Source organism: Rhodococcus sp. MPR-R1B (assembly GCF_058793255.1).
The window spans coordinates 211,155-232,308 of sequence record NZ_JBXAFO010000001.1 but is presented as its reverse complement, the minus strand read 5'-3'; the positions used below and the strand labels follow the sequence as shown (position 1 = coordinate 232,308).

The 21,154-nt window shown below is 60.0% G+C and carries 22 protein-coding genes; 18 read left to right on the top strand and 4 right to left on the bottom strand.

From position 1 onward, the window contains the following. The 12 genes from AC1Q61_RS01115 to AC1Q61_RS01060 all read left to right on the top strand — a co-directional run bounded on the left by AC1Q61_RS01115 (position 1) and on the right by AC1Q61_RS01060 (position 11,324). Positions 1-1,521, top strand: coding sequence for an AMP-binding protein (locus tag AC1Q61_RS01115; protein WP_215516094.1), 1,521 nt, complete (start codon positions 1-3; stop codon positions 1,519-1,521). Between the two features lie 208 nt (positions 1,522-1,729). Next, positions 1,730-3,109, top strand: a complete 1,380-nt coding sequence (locus AC1Q61_RS01110) for an MFS transporter (RefSeq protein ID WP_007732774.1) — start codon at positions 1,730-1,732, stop codon at positions 3,107-3,109. A gap of 137 nt (positions 3,110-3,246) precedes the next feature. Beyond that, positions 3,247-3,789, top strand: coding sequence for a VOC family protein (locus tag AC1Q61_RS01105; protein WP_042448493.1), 543 nt, complete (start codon positions 3,247-3,249; stop codon positions 3,787-3,789). 2 nt (positions 3,790-3,791) lie between these two features. Next, on the top strand, positions 3,792-4,556 hold the full coding sequence (locus AC1Q61_RS01100; RefSeq protein WP_042448491.1) for an SDR family NAD(P)-dependent oxidoreductase: 765 nt from the start codon (positions 3,792-3,794) through the stop codon (positions 4,554-4,556). Further along, positions 4,546-5,466, top strand: a complete 921-nt coding sequence (locus tag AC1Q61_RS01095; protein ID WP_215516093.1) for a beta-keto acid cleavage family enzyme — start codon at positions 4,546-4,548, stop codon at positions 5,464-5,466. The genes AC1Q61_RS01100 and AC1Q61_RS01095 overlap by 11 nt, the downstream gene beginning before the upstream one ends. Positions 5,467-5,524: 58 nt before the next feature. Continuing rightward, the gene (locus tag AC1Q61_RS01090; protein ID WP_128638072.1) at positions 5,525-5,881 is read left to right on the top strand and encodes a hypothetical protein; all 357 of its coding nucleotides are present in this window, start codon (positions 5,525-5,527) and stop codon (positions 5,879-5,881) included. Next, a complete protein-coding gene (locus AC1Q61_RS01085) occupies positions 5,881-6,315 on the top strand; it encodes a hypothetical protein (RefSeq protein ID WP_042926087.1) in 435 nt (144 codons plus the stop codon). The genes AC1Q61_RS01090 and AC1Q61_RS01085 overlap by 1 nt, the downstream gene beginning before the upstream one ends. Then, positions 6,312-7,307 (top strand): dihydroxyacetone kinase subunit DhaK, encoded by a 996-nt coding sequence (locus AC1Q61_RS01080; protein WP_042926089.1) that lies wholly within the window; start codon positions 6,312-6,314, stop codon positions 7,305-7,307. The genes AC1Q61_RS01085 and AC1Q61_RS01080 overlap by 4 nt, the downstream gene beginning before the upstream one ends. 32 nt (positions 7,308-7,339) lie before the next feature. Then, positions 7,340-7,969 carry a dihydroxyacetone kinase subunit DhaL gene (gene dhaL / locus AC1Q61_RS01075; protein ID WP_007732765.1) on the top strand — a complete coding sequence of 210 codons (630 nt, stop codon included), beginning with the start codon at positions 7,340-7,342 and terminating at the stop codon, positions 7,967-7,969. Further along, complete coding sequence (locus AC1Q61_RS01070) at positions 7,966-8,859, top strand: beta-keto acid cleavage family enzyme (RefSeq protein WP_007732764.1); 894 nt, start codon at positions 7,966-7,968, stop codon at positions 8,857-8,859. Before dhaL ends, AC1Q61_RS01070 begins: the two co-directional genes overlap by 4 nt. Next, a complete protein-coding gene (locus AC1Q61_RS01065) occupies positions 8,852-10,582 on the top strand; it encodes an IlvD/Edd family dehydratase (protein ID WP_215516092.1) in 1,731 nt (576 codons plus the stop codon). Before AC1Q61_RS01070 ends, AC1Q61_RS01065 begins: the two co-directional genes overlap by 8 nt. Then, positions 10,569-11,324, top strand: coding sequence for an SDR family oxidoreductase (locus AC1Q61_RS01060; protein ID WP_007732761.1), 756 nt, complete (start codon positions 10,569-10,571; stop codon positions 11,322-11,324). The genes AC1Q61_RS01065 and AC1Q61_RS01060 overlap by 14 nt, the downstream gene beginning before the upstream one ends. Positions 11,325-11,329: 5 nt before the next feature. Here AC1Q61_RS01060 and AC1Q61_RS01055 read toward each other — a convergent pair whose 3' ends face one another. The 3 genes from AC1Q61_RS01055 to AC1Q61_RS01045 all read right to left on the bottom strand — a co-directional run bounded on the left by AC1Q61_RS01055 (position 11,330) and on the right by AC1Q61_RS01045 (position 14,610). Beyond that, the gene (locus AC1Q61_RS01055) at positions 11,330-12,115 is read right to left on the bottom strand and encodes an IclR family transcriptional regulator (RefSeq protein WP_042926091.1); all 786 of its coding nucleotides are present in this window, start codon (positions 12,113-12,115) and stop codon (positions 11,330-11,332) included. 92 nt (positions 12,116-12,207) lie between these two features. Then, entirely contained in the window at positions 12,208-13,764 is a 1,557-nt protein-coding gene (locus AC1Q61_RS01050) for an alpha/beta fold hydrolase (RefSeq protein ID WP_042926109.1), read from the bottom strand. A 78-nt stretch (positions 13,765-13,842) separates the two neighbouring features. Then, complete coding sequence (locus tag AC1Q61_RS01045) at positions 13,843-14,610, bottom strand: MerR family transcriptional regulator (protein ID WP_030536956.1); 768 nt, start codon at positions 14,608-14,610, stop codon at positions 13,843-13,845. A gap of 175 nt (positions 14,611-14,785) precedes the next feature. On the opposite strand from AC1Q61_RS01045, the gene AC1Q61_RS01040 reads away from it, so the two are divergent. From AC1Q61_RS01040 to AC1Q61_RS01025, 4 genes are all read left to right on the top strand, one after another. Then, positions 14,786-15,736: a TauD/TfdA dioxygenase family protein gene (locus AC1Q61_RS01040; RefSeq protein WP_042926093.1), complete on the top strand. Its 951-nt coding sequence runs from the start codon at positions 14,786-14,788 to the stop codon at positions 15,734-15,736. 142 nt (positions 15,737-15,878) lie between these two features. Next, positions 15,879-17,009 carry an ABC transporter permease gene (locus AC1Q61_RS01035; RefSeq protein ID WP_003940527.1) on the top strand — a complete coding sequence of 377 codons (1,131 nt, stop codon included), beginning with the start codon at positions 15,879-15,881 and terminating at the stop codon, positions 17,007-17,009. Then, the gene (locus AC1Q61_RS01030) at positions 17,006-17,692 is read left to right on the top strand and encodes an ABC transporter ATP-binding protein (RefSeq protein WP_003939803.1); all 687 of its coding nucleotides are present in this window, start codon (positions 17,006-17,008) and stop codon (positions 17,690-17,692) included. The genes AC1Q61_RS01035 and AC1Q61_RS01030 overlap by 4 nt, the downstream gene beginning before the upstream one ends. A gap of 27 nt (positions 17,693-17,719) precedes the next feature. Beyond that, positions 17,720-18,271, top strand: a complete 552-nt coding sequence (locus tag AC1Q61_RS01025) for a TetR/AcrR family transcriptional regulator (protein ID WP_007732757.1) — start codon at positions 17,720-17,722, stop codon at positions 18,269-18,271. Positions 18,272-18,280: 9 nt separating this feature from the next. On the opposite strand, the gene AC1Q61_RS01020 is transcribed toward AC1Q61_RS01025, so the two are convergent. Next, a complete protein-coding gene (locus AC1Q61_RS01020) occupies positions 18,281-18,655 on the bottom strand; it encodes a nitroreductase family deazaflavin-dependent oxidoreductase (protein ID WP_042926095.1) in 375 nt (124 codons plus the stop codon). 110 nt (positions 18,656-18,765) lie between these two features. Here AC1Q61_RS01020 and AC1Q61_RS01015 point away from each other — a divergent pair, with 110 nt between their 5' ends. Both AC1Q61_RS01015 and AC1Q61_RS01010 read left to right on the top strand, forming a co-directional pair. Further along, positions 18,766-19,440, top strand: a complete 675-nt coding sequence (locus AC1Q61_RS01015; RefSeq protein WP_149357910.1) for a TetR/AcrR family transcriptional regulator C-terminal domain-containing protein — start codon at positions 18,766-18,768, stop codon at positions 19,438-19,440. Positions 19,441-19,638: 198 nt separating this feature from the next. Then, a complete protein-coding gene (locus tag AC1Q61_RS01010) occupies positions 19,639-21,111 on the top strand; it encodes an aromatic amino acid ammonia-lyase (protein WP_042926097.1) in 1,473 nt (490 codons plus the stop codon). Positions 21,112-21,154: the final 43 nt, after the last annotated feature.

The following is a 21,154-nucleotide window of genomic DNA, read 5'->3' as shown; positions in this document are numbered from 1 at the left end:
ATGCGTTTGACCGACTATCTCGACAAGGGAGCCTCTCTTGGTTCCACCGCACCGTGTTTGACGATGGGGGAGCGCACTCTCTCCTACGGCGAGGTGCAACAGTTCAGCCGACGCTTCGCAGCTTCGCTCGCGGCTTCGGGCATCGCGCCGGGCGAAAAGGTCGCGATTCTGTCCGGCAACGACCCGATCTCGTTCTCGTGCGTATTCGGAATAAGCCGGGCCGGCGGCGTCTGGTGCCCGATCAACCCTCGCAACGAAGCTGCGGAAAACCGAGACCTGTTGGATTTGTTCGATTGTCGCGCTCTGTTCTTCCAAAAGTCCTATGCGCCGCTAGTCGACCAGATCAAGGATGCGCTTCCCCAGTTGGTGACGCTCGTCTGCATCGACGGCGAATCGGAATCGGCACAATCTCTCGAAAGCTGGCTCGGGGAAGACGAACTCGACGTCGCTGCGCCCGACGACGTCACCATGCTGGTCGGCACCGGTGGTACAACTGGACGGCCAAAGGGAGTGATGTTGACCGGGCACAACATCGAGACGATGACCGCAATCACTTTGATGAGTTATCCGTTCGAGGGGCGCCCGGTGTATCTGGCGCTGGCACCGTTGACTCACGCCGCCGGTGTTCTGTGCTTCCCGATCATGGCCCTCGGCGGCGAAGTAGTGATCATGCCGAAGCCCGACCTCGGGTACTTCCTCGCGAACGTTCAGAAGCACAAGGTGACTCACACCTTCCTGCCGCCGACGCTCATCTACATGCTGCTCGAGCACGAGGCCCTGTCGGCCACGGATCTCAGCTCGCTGCAATGCTTCTGGTACGGAGCGGCGCCGATCTCCCCGACCAGACTCGCGGAGGCGATCGACAAGATCGGCCCGGTCATGGCTCAGCTGTTCGGGCAGAGTGAAGCCCCCATGATGATCTCGACGATGTCACCGAAGGAGCACTTCGGCTCGGACGGCACTGTCGCAACGTCACGACTTTCGTCGGCGGGTCGACCGTCGCCGCTGGTGACAGTGGGGATAATGGACGACAAAGGCGCGCTGCTCGGACATGGCGAGCGTGGTGAGGTGGTGATTCGCAGTTCGTTGGTGATGGCGGGTTATTACAAGAACCCCGACGCAACCGCGGAAGCGTCAGCCCACGGCTGGCATCACACCGGCGATATCGGGTACCTGGACGAGGACAATTTCCTGTTCATCGTCGACCGTGCGAAGGACATGATCATCACCGGCGGTTTCAACGTCTATTCGGTCGAGGTGGAGCAGGCACTCATGGCGTATCCGGGGATTCAGGACTGCGGAGTGATCGGGTTGCCGGATGACAAGTGGGGCGAACGCGTTGTGGCAGTGGTGCAACCGCACCTCGGCGCCGACATCGACGGCGCCGAGGTGATGGCTTTCGTGAAGGCTCGCATCGGAAGTGTGAAGACTCCGAAGCAAGTCATCGTCTGGGACGATCTACCTCGCTCCAAGGTCGGCAAAGTTCTCAAGAACGAGATCAAGAGCGAGCTGACTGGCTGAATACCCTCGGGACGCCTATGTTATTTCACCGCACGGAGTGCCTGTCGAAACCGACAGGCACTCCGCTTTCTTGTCACCCCGGCTGGTCGATTGCTCACGAATCGAGTACCGATCATCGGGAATCGTGTCTGTGAAGTTCGAATCGCGACCCGCATCGTCTCTGTGTCAGCCATCACAATGATGTGTTCGAATGAGTACGAGGTGAATCATGCGTCACGAAAGAACAGTCACCGAGCAACTTCCCCTTCCGGCCAGGACCGTCCGGAAGGTCATGCTCCGCTTCATGCCGGTCATCGGATTGGCATACATCGTCCTGTATCTCGACCGATTGAACATCGGCGTTGCAGCATTGACGATGAACAAAGAACTCGGAATATCGGCCTCGATGTTCGGGTTCGCGGCCGGAATCTATTTCTGGAGTTACACGATCTGCGAACCCCCGAGCAACTACATCCTCACAAAGGTCGGTGCGCGGCGCTGGATCACACGAATCATGATCACGTGGGGCGTGGTCACCATCGGAACCGCGTTCGTTCAGGGTGCCAGCGGATTGGTGGCAGCACGATTCCTGTTGGGTATTGCCGAAGCCGGCTTTTCGCCCGGCATGCTGTTCTTCGTCTCGAAGTGGTTCCCGAATCGGGATCGAGGCAAAGCAATGGCGTGGATCGTGACCTTCATCTGTATCTCCGGCCTGGGTACTCCGATCACCACACACCTGATGGCTATCGACGGCTTTCTCGGGCTTTCCGGATGGCGATGGGTTTTCATTCTCACCGGCGTCCCCGCTGTGGTCATGGCGTTTGTGATCTACAAGGTTCTGCGGGACAAGCCTTCGGAGGCGGAGTTCCTCTCCGAGGAAGAACGCGGTTGGCTCACCGATACGCTCGAGTCCGAGGCGCAAGAGCGCGAAGCGGTCGTCGGTAAGCACAGCTTCCTCCAGGGACTCGTGCACCCACGAGTACTGGTGTTGATCTCCGTGTTCATTTGTTTCACCTTCAGCCTCAACGGTTTCCAGATTTGGATGCCGCAGATTTACGCGCAATTCGGGATGAGCACCAATCAGATCGGATGGGTTGCCGCACTACCTGCACTGATTGCGATCGGACCGATGATCTGGTGGACGCGCCATTCGGACCGCGCCGGAGAGCGCCCCGTGCACTTCGCCATCGCCGCATCGGTCGCAGCACTCGGATTTGCTATTGCTGCGCTGTTCTTCACCACACCGGTTGTCGCTATCTTCGGATTCTGCATCGCCGGGATCGGTCTCTACAGTTCGATGAGCATCTTCATCACCATGCCTTCGAGCTTCCTTACCGGCGCTGCCTTGGCGGCAGGTTTCGGTGTCATCAACGGAATGGGTAACCTCGGAGGCTATTTCGGTCCACAGGTCACCGGCTGGATCAAGGACGCGACCAACAGTTTCACACCGGCAATCGGGGTGTACTCCGCGGTGCTGGCGACGGCAGCATTGATCGTGCTGCTGCTCAAGGTGATCACCAGAAAGGCCGACAAGGCCAACGACCAACTGACACTGGATTACCGGGCGGAGCGCGACGCCGGAACCTTGGTTGCACCTGAACAGGCTTGAGCCGAGTCTCGGCCCCGGAAGATTCCCGATCAACGGGAATTCTTCATTCTTCAGGCGAGCATGCGCAGGACATCATCACTTATCAGGATCACAGTCGTCGACCGTGGTTTCGTCGGCAACGAACAAACGAGGACTTCGTGAGTAGATACTTCGGGCCTTTGCGCCAATTGGGTTTTGTGGTCAACGACATCGACAGCGCGCTGAAGCATTGGATCGACGTTGTCGGCGTTGGCCCCTTCTTCTTCGTGGAGGACCAACCGTTGAACGACTTCGTCTTCCGTGGCAAGTCGAGTGCGCCTCGATTCAGTGTGGCGCTCGCGCACAGCGGAAGCGCGCAGATCGAGCTGATTCAACAACACAACGATGAGCCGTCGGCATTTCGCGAGTTCGCCGATCGAGGGCTCGAAGGACTTCAACATGTTGCCTACTGGACAACGGATTTCGATCGATATGTGGAGGAATCCAAGAACCGAGGGCTCGTCGAATTGCAGAGTGGTAGATCCGGTAGTGGCGCACCGGACGAGCGATTCGTGTACTACGAGGACGGCCCGTATCCGGGAACAGTCATCGAAGTCTCGGAGGTCAGCGGAAGGAAGGGCGATCTGTTTCGCGCAGTCGAGGCTGCATCGAAGGAGTGGGACGGGTCGAATCCCATTCGCGACATGAGGAAGGTGCTGTAGTCGTGAGTAGGAAGGTAGCGATCGTCACTGGTGGCGCATCCGGGATCGGCCTGGCAACGTGCAAACGATTCGCCGACTTGGGTTGGCATGTCATCTCTGCCGACCTGTCGCATACATCCGGAGACACTGCGCCAGAACCAGATACACGGACGGTCGGCGTTCGAGTGGATGTCACCGATGAGGGAGACATCCGACGGCTTCGCGACGTCGCCGAAGAGCTGTTCGGTCGTGTCGACACGGTTGTGACCTCGGCGGGAACCGCGGACAACGCGCCGATCCGGCACACCACACCCGATCGATTCAGGCGAACCCTCGAGCTGAACCTCGTTTCCACGTTTGCGGTGGTCAGGGAGTTCGTGGATCTGCTCGCCGCAGATGGCGGCGGATCCGTGGTGACAATTGCCTCGGTTTCCGGCCTACGCGGCAGCGTAGACCGTGCTGCGTATTCCGCATCGAAAGGTGGCGTGGTCGCGTTGACCACACAACTCGCGATCGAGCTCGCCGGCGAGGGGATCCGAGTCAATTGTGTTGCACCGGGTTCGACGCGGACACCGCTTGCAAGTCGGGCCCAGAGCCCTGAAATGCAGAGCGCCATCTTGCAATCGATCCCGTTGAGCCGTTACGCGGAGCCGGCTGAGATTGCCGAAGTCGTGACCTTTGTCGCTGGTCCCGGCGCCGGTTTCGTGACGGGTCAGACGTGGACAGTCGACGGAGGTCAGTCGATGACAGCCGGTTGGAATCTTCCGAAGGAGCGACATGACTCTTGAGGCAACGTCCAGTACAACGGATAAACCGGTAATCATCGGAGTGCACGTCAACGAGAACACCATGCGCGCACCCAATCCCCACATTCCGTGGACGCCCAGCGAAATAGCCGACACTGCCCTCGCTTGTGAGGATGCGGGGGCGTCGTTGATGCATTTTCACGGTCGAGCCGTGGACGGCGGCGTGGATCACTCGGCGGCGACCTACGGAGAGATCGTCGAGCGGGTTCGGGCGGTATCGAATCTGCTGCTTGCGCCGTCGATGGCCAATGTTCCCGGCTACACGATAGACGAGCGGCTGTCGAATCTTGCCCCGAACCAAAGTGATCCGAAACGACGTTCGGACTTCTTGGTCGTCGACATGGGCTGTGCGGCGATGGACTTGATCGATGCGACGACAGGCTTGTTCGCAACCGATTCCAGGGTCTTCGTCAACGACACTCGAACACAGATCGAATTACTCTCGCGCGCTAGTGAATTGGGTCTGGTGCCGTATCAGACGTCATTCAACGTGAGTTGGACGCGCGCGATCTTCGCCCACGCAAGGGTGCGGAATCCGTCGTCACCATTGGTAATCGCTTTCATTCTCGGTGGTGACGAGTTTCCGGCTGCACATCCGGCGACAGCAGCAGGGCTACGTGCGCAACTGGACCTCCTGCCGGCTGATCTTCCAGTGGAGTGGATCGTCTCGGCCTACCGAGGCAATGTTCTTGCAGCAGCGGAGGAGTCGATCAAGCGCGGGGGCCATGTAGCAATCGGTGCCGGTGACTACCACTACGAAGAACTGGGATACCCCTCCACACCTGATCTGGTCGCCGAAGTTGTTTCGATCGCTCGGCGGTACGGGCGTGAACCCGCAAGTCCTGATCAGGCACGTCGAATTCTAGGGGTGGATGTCCATGCGAGTAGTTGAAACCGAAGGTGCCGAACCTACTTTGGTTCATTCCTCTAACGGAAAGAGAGTGTGGATCATGGATTCGATTGCGTTTGCTTCCTCGGCTCAGGCCGGTGATGTGATCGTGACCGGATCACACGGAGGGACGAGTGCTGGAGAGTACGCCGTCGGGTTAGGGGTTCGTGTTGTGGTGTGCAATGACGCCGGCATAGGGAAGAACAAGGCCGGAATCGCAGGTTTGGCTGCGATCGACGCCCAGAAGATCGTCGGCATTGCAGTCGGACACGAGAGTTCGCGTATCGGAGATGGCAACGACGTGTGGGAGTGCGGCATCGTGACGTATGCCAATCCGACTGCAGTCGCAGCGGGTGTGCGTGTGGGCAGCCGCGTTTCCGAAGAAGTGCTGGCACTGATAGAGAGGAGCGTCGACTGATGTTTCGGAACATTGTCGGTGTGGAGAACGGTAGACAGATTGTCGTCATGGACAGTATGTCGCAGATCGAACGGTCGGACCGCGACCGCATCGTCGTTGCGGCATCCAACGGCGGTCAAGAGTCAGGGCGGATGGCGATTGCGACGGGCTGTGCGTTGGCGGTGCTGAACGATGCCGGAATCGGCAAGGACAACGCGGGGATCATCGGAATCGTCCGCATGGGAGATTCGGGACTTGCCGGCGTAGCGGTCAGTCACGACTCTGCCGAGATCAGCAATGGAATGGATATGTGGCACAACGGAACTATTTCGTATGTCAACGAGCCCGCAGCGGCGGCTGGGATACGGGTCGGTGACAACGTTCGCACGTGTGTGAGTGCGTTTGCGGTTCGCTTCCCTGTCGGCCCAATGTTGGCGTCCGAGAGTTCGTCATGATCGGCCATGTGGTCAACCGGCCCGAGGATGTAGTCCGCGAAGCGCTCGAAGGACTTCAGATCCTGCACCCGGAAATGCTCTCCTACCACCGAGATCCGTTGTTTGTGACTCGCGCGGGTGTCGCCCGAGACAAAGTTGTGTTGGTCTCAGGTGGCGGGGCCGGGCATGAGCCGTTACACGCGGAGTTCGTCGGATCCGGCATGTTGGACGCCGCAGTTCCTGGGTCGGTCTTCGCCAGTCCCACAGCCTTTCAGATCCGCGCTGCGGTCAATGCTGTCGAGACCGGACGGGGTGCACTTCTCATCGTGAAGAACTACACCGGAGACAAACTGAATTTCTCGATCGCGGCCGAGTTACTCGGAACTGAGCGGCAAGTGGAGATCGTGATGGTCGACGACGACCTCGCGACGACGACTGCAGACGAGGGTGGACCTGGACGTCGTGGTACCGCTGCGGTAATTGCCGTGGAGAAGATTTGTGGGGCGGCCGCGGAACGGCACGGGGCGCTTTCCGAGATCGCTGACCTGGGGCGCCGGGTGGTGGCGGCGTCGGCGACGTTGGGTGCAGCTTTCCGCTCGTGCACGGCTCCCGGACAGGATCGTCCGTCCTTCGAACTGGCGCCGGGGGAGATGGAGTTCGGCATCGGAATCCATGGCGAGCGTGGACGTGAGACGCGTCCGACGGTTCCTGCCGCCGAACTCGTGGCGCAGTTGTCGGAGCCGATCCTCGATGCTGTCGGGGTTGAGCGCGGGGACGGTGTGATAGCGATAGTGAATGGGCTAGGGGCAACCCATGGACTCGAATTATCCATTGCCACTGCAGAATTAAAGTCTTTCCTCGAGGATGCCGGTATCGGTTTGGATCGTGTGATTGCAGGTTCTTTCGTCACTGCATTGGATATGCACGGGCTCTCTATCACCCTTCTCCGTTCGACCGAGGAGTTTCTGGATCTCTGGGATGCAACGGTACGCACTCCCGCACTCGCTTGGTAACTCGAATATGCACTACTGAAAAGAGTTTCATGATGACAATGTTGAGCGTCGGGGACACTCGGGCGTGGATCGATCGATTTGCCGATGCCGCCGAAGATCAATTCGATTCCCTCACAGATTTGGACCGGCTTGTCGGAGACGGCGATTTCGGAATGAATCTGCGGACGGGCCTGCGAAGTGCGGTGCAACGACTTCGTTCCGACCCGCCGACCAGTCCTGGTGAAGTGTTCGCCCGTACGTCGGATGCGTTTCTCGACATCGGTGGGACAAGCGGACCACTTCTCGGTCTGTGGTTCGGCCGGATCGGAGCAGTCTCTGGAGTTGAAGTGACCGCAACAGACTTGGCTTCTGCCCTGGGTACGGCGACAGCTGCGGTGCAGCGTCTCGGCAATGCCCAGGTGGGTCACAAGACCATGGTCGACGCCATGGTCCCCGCAACCAGCGCATTGACCGAGGCGGCAGTCAGCGGGGCAACCTTGTCCGCTGCCTTGAACTCTGCGGCCACGGCTGCGAGGCTCGGCGCCGAATCGACTCGCGCGATGCTCGCCCGCCGCGGACGCGCGACCTACGTGGGAGAACACGCCAGGGGCGTCGAGGACCCGGGGGCATCGGCGATTGCCATGTTCTTCGCCGCATCCAGCTACAGGAGCGTTCCGGCATGAGCGATCTGCGAGACAAGGTCATCGTCACAGTTGCCCCGACGGGTGGCTTCCTCACTGTTGCCGACAATCCGTTCATTCCGACTCAGCCTGAGCAGATTGCGGCGGATGTGGCACGCTGCCACAGCGCTGGAGCCAGCGTGGCAGCACTTCATGCTCGACGACCGGACGATCAAGCGACCTGTGATGCCGCAATCTATCGGCAGATGAATACGCTTGTCCGCCAAAGCTGCGACATCGTGATCAACAACTCGACCGGCGGCGGAGTCAACGGTGACATGGTGAGTGTTCGCAGTGACGGTGCGCGCATCGTGGACTGGGACGCGAGGCTCCAGGGCCTGCATGGCGGCGCAGACACATGCACGCTCGATGCCATCACGGCCTATGTGACCTCACCGGTCGGTGAGGTACTGATGGACACGCCGCCCAGTCGTGCCGCCGAACTGGCAGCGTCAATGCGCAAACTAGGAATCAAACCTGAGTGGGAGGCCTTCAGCCCGTCACATCTGCTCCAGGAGATACGTACGTTGACCGAAGGGCAGCCTGGCCCGCACCTCGTCAATCTTGTACTGGGACTTGATCGAACTTTTCAGAATGCGATGCCGTACTCCCCGCAGATCTTGCAGCAGATGGTGGAACACCTACCGGAGAAATCGGTCTTCTCCGTGAGCATCAGCGGGCCAGATCAACTGCGTGGTCTGACTCATGCACTCCTGCTCGGAGGGCACGTGCGTGTGGGAATCGAAGACTATCCGTTTCTCGCGAATGGAGAGCCGGCCGAGAACGTTCGTTTGGTGGAGAACATCATCGACATCGTCCAGCGACTCGGAATGCAGCCTGCAACACCTGGGGAGGCAAGGGCAATCCTTGGTTTGGAGGGTTCGGATGAGTAGAACACCGACGAGTAGAACACTTCGCTCGCAGGATTGGTTCGGAGGCAATGATCTCAATGCATTCATCCACCGCTCGTGGATGAAGAACCAGGGTATCCCTGATCGGATGTTCGACGGCCGACCGGTTATCGGTATCTGTAACACGTATTCCGAGCTCACGCCGTGCAACGCTCACTTCAGAGATCTGGCCGAGCAGGTGCGACTGGGTGTCATCGAAGCAGGCGGATTTCCAGTTGAGTTTCCGGTGATGTCATTGGGTGAGACGATCATCCGCCCCACCACGATGCTCTATCGGAACCTCGTCAGCATGGACGTGGAGGAGTCGATTCGAGCCAATCCGATCGACGGCGTCGTACTGCTCTGCGGCTGCGACAAAACCACCCCGGCGCTGGTGATGGGCGCAGCCAGTTGTGACCTTCCCACCATTGTCGTATCCGGTGGGCCCATGTTGAACGGCCGCCATCAAGGTAAAACTGTCGGATCTGGAACCTCGGTGTTCGAGATGAGTGAAGCAGTGCGAGCCGGGTGCATGAGCGAATGTGAGTTCAGAGCAGCGGAATCGGCGATGTCTCGATCGCCTGGTCACTGCAACACTATGGGCACCGCGTCGACGATGGCGTCGATTGTCGAGACTTTGGGCCTCACGCTCCCCGGTAATGCTGCGATCCCGGCAGTGGATTCACGGCGACGTGTACTTGCACGCGACAGCGGCGTGAGAATTGTGGAGATGGTCGCCGAGAATCTGACGATGTCTTCGGTCGTCGACCGAAATTCTCTCGAGAATGCGATCAAGGTGAACACGGCTATCGGTGGGTCCACCAACGCTGTGGTGCACTTGCTTGCCATCGCCGGGAGGCTGGAAATTCCCCTCGAACTCAGCGATTTCGCTGAGCAGAGTCGTGGCGTTCCCCTGCTCGCCAACCTCATGCCTTCGGGTACCTATTTGATGGAAGATTTCTTCTACGCAGGCGGACTGCCCGCGGTGATCGCCGAACTCGGGGACATCCTCCATCTGGATGCCGCCACGGTTACCGGAAAGACTCTCGGTGAGAACAACTCCGGCGAGACGATTTGGGACGACGACGTAATTCGTAGCACGGCGGCACCGTTGCTGGAGCAAGCCGGCATAGCGGTATTGACCGGCAACCTCGCGCCGAACGGTGCAGTGATCAAGCCGTCTGCGGCGTCGCCCGAGTTGCTCAGCCACGTGGGTCGTGCGGTCGTGTTTCACGGAATGGACGACTTCACGGCGCGCGTCGACTCGCCGGATCTCGACATCGAAGCCGACGACGTCATCGTCCTCACCGGTGCTGGGCCGAAGGGGTTTCCGGGTATGCCAGAGGTAGGTAATCTGCCACTCCCTCGAAGGCTGCTCGAGCAGGGTGTGCGAGACATGGTCAGGATCTCGGATGCGCGAATGAGCGGAACAGCCTTCGGTACAGTCGTTTTGCACGTTGCGCCTGAAGCGGGAGCCGGTGGGCCTCTCGGCGCGGTCAGGGATGGTGATTTGATCGAGTTGGATGTTGCTCGTGGGGTCTTGCGTGTACTCGTCGACGACGACGAGCTGGCCAGGCGTCTCGAGGCGTTGCCGCCACGCGTACAAAAGAGTCCGAGTGGGTATCAACGACTGTTCGTGGATCATGTGATGCAGGCCGACCGCGGAGTCGATTTCGATTTCCTGGTGGGCAGGCGTGGAACGGAGGTACACGGTGACAATCACTGAGCGTGTCGGCCGAGTCGTGGTCGTGACCGGTGCAGGGTCGGGACTCGGCCGCGCAATGGCCAGAGGTCTACTCGATGCAGGACACCACGTTGTATTGGCTGGTCGAAACAGCGTGAGCTTGGAAGCGACAGGTGGGGGTCACGAGCGCGCAGTGGTAATTCCCGCTGATGTGTCCTCGCCCGAATCGGTTCACCGGTTGTTCACATCCGTGACTGAGCGTTTCGGCAGACTCGATGTGCTTGTCAACAACGCAGGGACATTCGGGCCGTCGGGGAGTGTGGACGAGATCGATCCTGAAGCGTGGAACGCGACAGTCGCAGCCAATCTCACCGGCGTATTCCTTTGTGCGCGTGAAGCGATTCGTATCATGAAAACACAGGATCCGAGAGGAGGCCGGATCATCAACAACGGGTCGCTCTCCGCTCACACGCCCCGGCCCGACAGTGCCGCCTACACGGCGACCAAACACGGTGTGTCAGGTTTGACGAAGTCGATCTCTCTCGACGGCCGAGAGTTCGACATCTGTTGCAGTCAAATCGACATCGGCAATGCGGCAACTGACATGACAGCCGGAATCGGCCACTCGGCAAGACAAGCTGACGGCACCACCAGGCCCGAGCCGACATTCGATCCTCGTCATGTCGCGAACACCGTTGTGCAACTGATAGATCTACCACTCGACGTGAATGTCCCGACTCTGACGATCATGGCAAACCGGATGCCGTACGTCGGGCGCGGTTGACGGCGTCAGCGTCGTTGTAGGACAGGGCGGACGACGGACTGGGCACTCGAGAGATCACGTGAGATGGCGATTGCCGTCGTCCGCACCGCCGCGTCGATACGGGTCAGATTTATTCGGCCTGCCATACCGGAAATGGAGATTGCGCCGAGGACGCCTTCGTCCGGGCCGAATATTGGTGCTGCGGCGCCGACGATCCGGGGAAATGCTTCCTGGCGGTCGAAGGCGACACCACGCTTGCGAACACGATCCAGTTCTCGGTGGAAGAGTTCGGGATCGGTGATGGTGTTCTCGGTGTGTACTTCGAGGACAGTGGGCATCGTGAAATCCGCAGAGTTGGTGAACGCCAATACTGCTTTGCCGGAACAACTTGCGTGTGCAGGCCACCGACCACCGATTTGCTGCGGAAGGCGTGGTCCGTCGTCGCCACGGAAGACATCAAGGTAAACCACGTCGAAACCGTCCAATACAGCGAGTCCCACGTTGTGTCCCGTTGCTTCACGCAAGGCCGAAAGGTGGCGCCGCGCTGCTTCGCGGAGGTTTCGCTGCCGTGGAACAGATTCGCCGATCTCGAACAGGAGGAGGCCCAAGCGGTAGTTGGTTCCTTGCCGTTCGAGCAACCCGACTCGGACGAGATCGTCGACCATTCGATACACCGTTGTTTTGGCCATGCCTGTCCGTCGAACAAGCGCTGCTGCGCTGAGAACGCCTGAGCTGTCACGAAAAGTCTTCAGTATCTCGGTGGAACGACCAATTGCGGAAACCTCGCCATCGGCCCGATGAATGGGACTCACCGAACTATTCTGTCTGCCTGATGCGCGATTGTCGAGGGGCAATCGCGCATCAGATCACGCAGGTCTTCCGGTGATGGGATCGCCGGATATCGTCACGACTCGCACACCACGTCTTCGGCCGGCAGTGAGCCGTCGAGCAGGTACGAGTTGACGGCGGCGTTCGCGCAAGTATTCGCGTAGCCCGGGAACACCGCATGAGTGCGGCCTGGAACTGTCACGAGCCGTGAGCCTTTCATCGCTTCATGCATGCCGAGGCCTTCGTCGTACGTCGTGCGGGTGTCACCGGTTGCCTGGATCTGCAATGCCGGAACGTTGTTGTCGATGTCGATCCGCGTAGGGGCCTCACTGCGCCAGAACGCGCACGGCATGATCGTGTTGTGTGTGCCGGCAAAGATCGGCTGATCATCACGGTGCTCCTCCAACTTGTTGCGGTACCACTGGGGATCGCTCGGCATCGATACGTCTCCGCAGACGATGGCGATTGTCCCGGCATAGTCAGGACCGGTTCCCAGTTCGGTCTGGAACCATGCCTGCATCAATCCCGTCAGCTGGGGATGGATGTTCTCGACGGTCTTGCCTGCGGCGAGATCGCGCAACTGAACCAATACCTGTGCGAATGCCTCACTTTCCTTCTCGGTGTCGCCGGTTCCGTTGACGTACATCAGGAATGGAAGGACGTGATCGTCGACGGCATGGTCACCGATCTGTATCGGAGTGGTGGCCGCGTCCGAGATCAGCTTCTCGATGAGGGCGCGAACTTCGGCGGGCGTCGATCCGAGTGCATAGGTGGAGTTGTGTTCTGCTGCCCACTGCGAGAATCCGTCGATCGCTTTCTCGTTGGCCGGGCCCATGTCCTGGAACATCTCGTATCCGTATTTCTTCGGATCCGGTGCACTGTCGAGAACCACACGGTCGATCCTGTCCGGGAACATTTGAGCATAGGTTGCACCGAGGTATGTACCGTACGACCACCCGAAGTACGACGCCTTCTCCTGGTCGAGGGCGCCACGAATCACGTCGAGGTCTCGGGCGATGTTTTGAGTATTGATGTGCGGCAGATAGTCCGGGTACTTGTCCCAGCATGTGTCAGCGGCCTCGCGTGCGAGCGCAACACTCTCGTTCCATCCCTCGTCCGTGGTGCCCGGCGACCGCATCCATGTCATCTGTTCGACGCCGCAGTCGATCGGTGTGCTCTTGCCGAGTCCTCGGGTATCCATGCCGATGACGTCGTATGCCGCTGCGACTTCCGGTGTCATGCCCGCATTCAGAATCTCGGGCAATCCCAGTCCTCGGCCACCCGGGCCGCCGGGGTTGGTGAGCAGGATCCCGCGTCGCTGTGCGGGGTCGGTGGATGCGACCCGCGAGATCGCCACTTCGATCGTTTTGCCGTCAGGGACGGAATAGTCCAAAGGTACTGTGACCATGGCGCATTCACTTGCGGTCGACGCTCCGGTGTCTGTGGCGCATGGCCCCCACTCGAGATCCTGTTCGTAGAACGCGCTGAGATTCGATTGTGGATCTTCCTGCGGAGTAGCAGGATCCGAGCACGCCGCCAATGCAGGTACGGCGAGCGCGGCAGCGGCGATTGTGGTAGCCAGCCACCTTCGTGGTCGAGGCATGCGTGATCTGGGCATGGTGAATCCAGTCATTGTCGTGTCCTTGCGTTGAGCCCATTTTCGGGCAGTGTTGGTCACCCCACTTCGAATGTGGGGGTTAATCAGGGGTTTTCAGAGGCGGGATTGACGGGCGGCGAATTCCGCGGCCACAGCCTTCGCGAATCTTTCCTGGGTGACGGTTCGTCGATCCGCTTGGTGTTCGCGCAGTACCGCTACCAGCCGGGTGGGGGAAGCGTCCTCCGGTGCAGCCTGTTCGGGTAGCACGCTCTCGGTGAAGTCGCAGAACTGAATGGCAAGGGCCGCAATCGTGTCCGCGTCAGCCGGTGCGTCGGCGAGGGCATACATGCGAGTTATCAATTCGATGGCCTGCTCGCGGTTCGGCTCGGCCAATACCCGGCGATGGGCGGACAGGAGTGAATCGCAGACCTCGGGATCGCCCCCGGAGACCGTGAGTGCGAGGATCAGAAGTTCACGCTCGTTGTCGATCCACGCTGTCGGCGCACCGGCAACGACGTACTGTGCGAGCACTTCCGAAAACGCGTCGGGTAGTTCAGGATCGGCATTGCGGCGTAGCGACTCGATGTGCGCACGCTGAACAGCGATCTGTTCGGCCTTCGTCGCCAATTCCTTGTCGAGGGCATCGAGTGCGGTCCGAGTGTCGTGAGCGTCGCCGTCGAGTAGTTCGGCGATCTTGGCAACAGGAATCCCCAGATCGCGCAGGCGGCGGATGCGACTCAGTCGTGCCAGGTCCACCGCCCGGTACATGCGGTAGCCGTTGGGTTGGCGTTGTGGTTCTTCGAGAAGGCCGTTCGAGTGGTAGTAGCGCACGGATCTGACGGTGGTGCCGGCCAATTTGGCCAGCTCGCCGATGGTCATCATCGCCCTGCCCTCCCGTGATCGAATCGGATTCCGTCTGTGAAAACCATTCTCCAACCTTGACGCGGCGTCAGGGTCAAGATTCGCGCCGGAGAACGTGACCGTTGACACTTTAAGGAGACGGACTTAATCTGACTTTTGTCCTTTACGACATCGGCGATTTCGAGGAAGTGCCCTGATGGCTACCCTTTTTCCTGCGGCAACAATCTTTCCGATCCCCACCGACCCGCTTGCTGCGTACGGTCCACTCGTTGCTCGCCGGAATCCCGAGTCGGTAGTTCCGGCACCGTACGAACACTTTGCGGTCAAGGCGGTCGCGCCGACGATCGGAGCGGAAATCTCCGGTATTCGACTCGGTGGGGGTCTGTCTGATGCCGTGATTGCGGAACTCCGCCGAGCTCTCCTCGAATGGAAAGTCCTCTTCTTCCGCGATCAGGACCTCGACCGAGCGGAACATCGAGCTTTTGCCGAGCGTTGGGGCGATCTCGAACAGCATCCGTTCTTCAAGTACACGCAGCCCGGGCAGACGGACGTCGATGTTACGACACTGGCGAAGGATGCGATGGTCGGCGGAGTCGAGAACAACTGGCACAACGACGTTACGTGGCACGAGTTTCCTTCGTTCGCAGCAGTTCTTCGTGCGGTCGAGGTGCCGGAGGTGGGTGGTGACACTTTGTGGGCCGATACTGCAGCTGCCTACGATCTGCTTCCTGAAGACATCAAGAAGCGTATCGACCCGCTTGTTGCAGAACACGATTGGATCAACTCGTTCGGCAGGTCGATGCCGGTGGATGCGGTCGAGATGTTGCGTCCGAAGTTCCCCGCTGTGCAGCATCCGGTGGTTCGGATCATTCCGGAAAGTGGCAGGCGGGTGTTGTTCGTCAACATGACCTTCACGCAACGGATCTTGGGTGTGTCAGAAGAAGAATCGAACGGACTTCTCACGATGCTGTATCGCCACGTCAATCGTCCGGAATTTCAGGTCCGTTTGAAGTGGGAGCCGAATACTGTTGCCTTCTGGGACAATCGGACCTGCCAGCACTACGCGGCCAGTGACTACTTCCCGGCTCGTCGTGTGATGGATCGAATCTCGATTGTCGGGGATCGACCGGTGGGCGTCGGGGGCTGATACGACGCTCAGTGCCTCGAGTGTCTACTACGGGAAGTAGTAACGCATCTCACATAGTTTTTCGACGCCTTGTCGATATGATTTCGACAAGGCGTCGATAAAAGTCGGCGTGACTCGTATCGACGACTTTGGAGCTTCCCGAATGTTCCTCGCCCTGCGTGAACTGTGGTTTGCGCGAAATCGATTCCTCTTGATGGGTGCCGTGGTTGCCCTCATCTCGATCCTGATGGTGATTCTGTCCGGCCTCTCGTCCGGACTGGTAAATGACGGTGTCTCCGCTTTGCAGCGGACGCCGATTCAGGCGTTTGCCTTCGCACCGGACACCAAAGCCGACTCGGCGTTTTCGCGCTCGGTCGTCACCGAGGAGCAGGCGCAGGCATGGCGTATGCAACCCGATGTCCAAGACGCCGAGCTCTTCGGCAACATGATCGTCAATGCAAAAACTCGCAGTGGCACGCCTGTCGATCTCACGCTCTTCGGCATCGAACCTGGCTCCTTCCTCGAGCCCGTCTCCGCCGACGGGAGGGGGCTGCATGCCGACACGGACATCATCGTCAGCTCTACCTTCCGTGACGACGGTGTTGCGATCGGTGACACCGTGATACTCGATCGACTCGGTACGGAGCTGACAGTTGTCGGATTCACCGAAGACAAGCGCACTTTCGGTCACGTCGACGTCGCCTACCTGCCCCTGCGTACTTGGCAGGAGGTTCACGCCGGTGCCAAGATCGGCGAAACCGCCAATGCCAGTGCCTATTCCGAAGCAAGTGTTGTTGCGATTCGGGGCGTTGGTGGCGCGTTGCCGGACCTCGTGTCGGGCGATGCGGCGGCGGGAACGTCCGCAAAGACGCTCGAGGAATCTTTCGACTCCTCACCAGGCTTCTCTGCGGAAATGATGACAATGTCGATGATCAAGGCGTTTCTGTACGCGATTTCGGCGCTGGTGGTCGGTGCATTCTTCAGTATCTGGACGGTTCAGCGCGGTCGTGAACTCGCAGTGTTGCGCGCGATGGGAGCCTCTACCGGCTTCCTGCTTCGTGACGGCATGGCGCAGGCACTGGTAGTGCTGCTTGGTTCCATCGGCCTCGGTGTGTTGCTGGGCTTGGGGCTCGGTTCGGGGCTCGAAGGCGGGGGGATGCCGTTCGCCCTCGAGTCCGGCCCAGTCGTCAACGGCGCAGTGCTCTTGGCGGTACTCGGGCTGGTCGGCGCAGCCGTTGCCATCGTCCGTGTTACCCGTGTCAACCCGCTCACCGCATTGGGAGAAAACCGATGACCACAGTCGAAAAGACCACAACCGGATTGGTATTGACCGCTGTCAGTCTTCGATTCGGTGACGGTGACTCCACCGTGCTCGCCCTCGACAACGTGAACCTGGAGGTCTCGTGCGGCGAACTTGTCGCGATCGTCGGACCGTCAGGCGCTGGAAAGTCGAGCTTGCTCGCTGTGGCCGGCGGACTCGGTCGGCCGTCGAGTGGAACGATTGTCATCGACGGCGTGGACGTGTCGGCGATGCCGGCCCGTGCTCTCGCCAAACTTCGACGAGACAAGGTCGGCTTCGTCTTTCAGTCCGGCAACCTGATTCCAGCGCTGACGGCGCGCGATCAGCTTCGGCTGATTCCCAAGCTCACGGGGCGGCCGGGTCGCGATCCCGAGGAGTTGCTCGACTCGGTCGGTATGAGTCACCGTGCAGATCGTCGACCCGGTCAACTCTCCGGCGGTGAACGCCAGCGCGTCGGTATCGCTCGGGCATTGATGAGCAATCCCTCGCTACTGCTCGTCGACGAGCCGACGGCTGCTCTCGACCGCAAACGCAGCCATGAGGTGGTCGAACTGCTCTCGCGCGAAACTCACGAGGCAGGCGTCGCTACGATCATGGTGACCCACGATCACGACGTGCTCGGGCACTGCGACCGCATCCTCGAAATGGTTGACGGTCGGTTGCGTCAGAGCGAGTAAGCCCGCGAGGGGACTGGAGGAGATTCGGTGCCGAGGATCGATGCGCCCACTGTGGTCGAGCATCGTGCTGCTCAGCGCCGTGCTCTCCTCGACGCTGCACACGCTCTTCTGTCCGAGGCCCCGGACCGGCCGCCGGGGCTCGGTGAGGTGGCAGCGAAGGCAGGGCTCGCCAGGTCGAGTGCCTACCACTACTTCCGGTCCCGGGAAGATCTCCTCAGTGCCGTCGTCGAAGACATGTTCCCGCGCTGGAACGACAAGATCGTCGAGGCGATGGCAGGCGCAGACGATCCGGTATGGGCGTACGTCGAGGCAAACCTCCAACTGGTTGCCGACGGGGAGCATGCGATAGTCGGAGCGCTGGCGACGCTGACCCCGCAAACGTTTCGAGATTCGCGGATCATGGAAATGCACGACAGTCTTGTGCTTCCGCTGGTCGAGGCCCTTCGCCTCCGTGGCGTGTCGGACCCGAAGCTCACCGCCAAGTTGATCAACTCGCTGGTGCATACGGGTACTGAACTGATCGAATCCGGTTGCAGCATGGACGAAGTCAGGTCCGCCGTGCGTGAGGTCCTCGCGTGACGGGCACCCTCAGGCCGTAATCAGATCCATCCGAAGGTACTCGGTGATGCGGAGCAGCCTCGGGGGTTGGGACACGTCTGAGGAAAGTGCTTGAAATGCTTCGTCTTTCGCGACGAGGCGTGGGGTGCCGAGGCTCACCTCCGTCTCGTCGACCGACAGTCGAGCGCTTCCCGCTTTCAGGACGTTCTGCACCCAGTCCGAGCCTGATCCGTACACCAGAATGAAGACGTAGCCACCCTCGACCGGATAGGCGTCGAGGGGCGTCCGGTAGGTCGTGCCGGATGTGCGTCCGACGTGAGTCAGTACCGGCCATTTACCGCTCGAAATTGCACGCGGGTTGAACACTCGCTTGTTGACATGTCCCCACCATCTCGGCATCGGCATTGCGATCTCCCTTCGCGAGCGCCTTACGAACGTAAGGCTGGCTTACACCTGTAAGGGTGACTTACGCATGTAAGGTTGTCAACGTATTCGTTCCTCGGAGGGGAGTCTGTGTGTCACGGCAACCGCGACAGTCGCTGAACAGGACTCGCGTAATCGAGGGTGCGATCCGCGTTGCCGACGCGGGTGGTGTCGAAGCCGTCACGATGCGACGGGTGGCCCAGGAGCTGGGCATCGAGGCGATGTCGCTCTACCACCACGTGCCCAACAAAGATGCGATTCTCGACGGCCTCGTCGATGCGGTCTTCGAGGCGATCGACCTGCCCGACATTGAGTGTGCGGATTGGCGAGATGCAATCCGTGGACGCGCCTTTTCCGCTCGCACAGTCCTGTCGCAGCACCGTTGGGCTCTCGGTCTGCTGGATTCGCGACGCAACCCTGGCTCGGCGACCCTGCGTCATCTCGACGCTGTGCTCGGAGTGCTCCGGAAGGCCGGGTTCACACTCCCGATGGCCGCCCACGGAGCCTCGCTGATCGACAGCTACATCGGCGGATATGTTCTCCAGGAGGCGAATCTGCCGATCAGCGGGCCCGTCGACGTCGAAGAGGTTGCGAGTGACATCCTCGAGCACCTTCCGGCTGAAGAGTTGCCCTTCCTTCACGAGATGATCGTCGATCACGGTCTGAGTCCGGCTTACGACCACACGAGTGAGTTCGCCTACGGTCTCGATCTCATCCTCGATGCGCTCGAGGCGCGTCGCGCATCGGCGGCACCGGTCCTCGAATAGCAAGGATTCGTGCCCAGTTGCTCACTCGTACTGGGGTAACGCAAGGTGTGTGCACGCGGATGAGCTGCAGTGTCCCTATTGACAGGTGGCTGTATATACAGGACTATACATTCATCAAAAGTGACCCAAGGCACATTACGTAGATGATGTGATGCACGCCGACCGCGGTGGCCGAGTCCTTCGATCGATGGAGTTCTGATGACTGAACGTCTTCCTGGAGAAGACCGGACGGAAGACGACAATGTCCTGCTCGACGGGAAAGGGTTGTCGGTTCACCGGGTGAACGAAATCGCGCGAGAGCCGGCCGTGATTCGACCTGCCGACGCGGCTCTCGAGCTCACACGGCGGTCATGGGAGACCGCGGTTCGGGTTTCCTCCCGTCAAGCGGTGTACGGGCGCACTACCGGGGTGGGCGGGAATCGCGAAACATCCGTCTCCGACGGTGTGCAGCAGGATCTGAGGCTTCTGAGAAGTCACGCAACGGGATCGGGCCCCAGGCTCCCCGACCGGGTGGTGCGCGCCGCGATCGTCATCCGCACCAACCAGATCCTCAACGGCGGCTCAGGTATGCATCCCGACATCATCGACGGTCTGGTTGCTGCTGTTGCTTCGCAGAACCTGCCGACAGTGCACGCACGCGGTGCGATCGGAACGGGTGACCTGAGTGCGTTCTCCGAAATCGCCATGGGGCTGATCGGTGAGAGCCCGCTTCGCGACGGACGCACCGGAATCGGTTGGACTCCGCACCACGGTGATGCACTTCCGTTCATCTCCACCAACGCGATGACGGTGGCGATCGCCGGCGACACCAGTATCGAAGTCGCGGGGTGGCTTCAGCACTGCTTGGTTGTCAGTGTTCTTTCCGTGCTTGCGTCGCGTAGTTCTGTCGAACCGTTTGCTGCACAAGTACAGTCGGCAAGAATGCACTTCGGTCAAGCGGAAGTCGCAGAGCGGGTTCGCGATCTGCTGGCACCACACGACATCACACCCGTGAGAGTTCAGGACTCGTTCGGGTTTCGCGCCCTACCGCAAATCTTGGGTGCCACCTGGCAAGCGGTGCATCGACTGCAGAACACGCTGAGTATCGAGATGAATTCGTCTTCGGAGAATCCGCTGGTGTCGGTCGAAGACGACATGGTGTTCCACAACGGAAATTTCCACGCAATGCCAATAGCCCTTGCAGTCGACGAGGCGAAGTTGGCGGTCGCCAGTGCTGCCCTGCTCTCGCAATGTCGGCTCGCCAACCTCTCCGACCCCGCAGTCACCGGCCTTCGTGGGTTCCTTGCAGACGGTCCCGACGGCAGCAGCGGAACCATGCTTCTCGAATACACGACTTCTGCTGCCATTGCCGAGATCCGCTCGTCGGCGGCACCGGGGTCGTTGGGCCACACGGTAATTTCGCGCGGCACCGAGGATCACGCAAGTTTCGCATCCCAAGCTGCAACTCAATTGGCGGACATTCTTGCCCAATCTCGATTGGTGCTGGCGTGTGAACTGATCTCGGCAGTTCGCGCACTCTCGCAACAACAGCGTGAGCTGGATCCGGCGACCGAGCTCGGCGCGTACCTCGCGCGTGCGCGTTTGGTGCTGGACACGAGGACCGAAGACCGGCCACTCAGTGCAGATCTGAGTGCCGCCGTGAACTTTCTTTCTCAACCGCTCGACCAGTAAGCAGGTGGACCGAATCACAAGTAGGTGTGTGCTCGAACGGAAC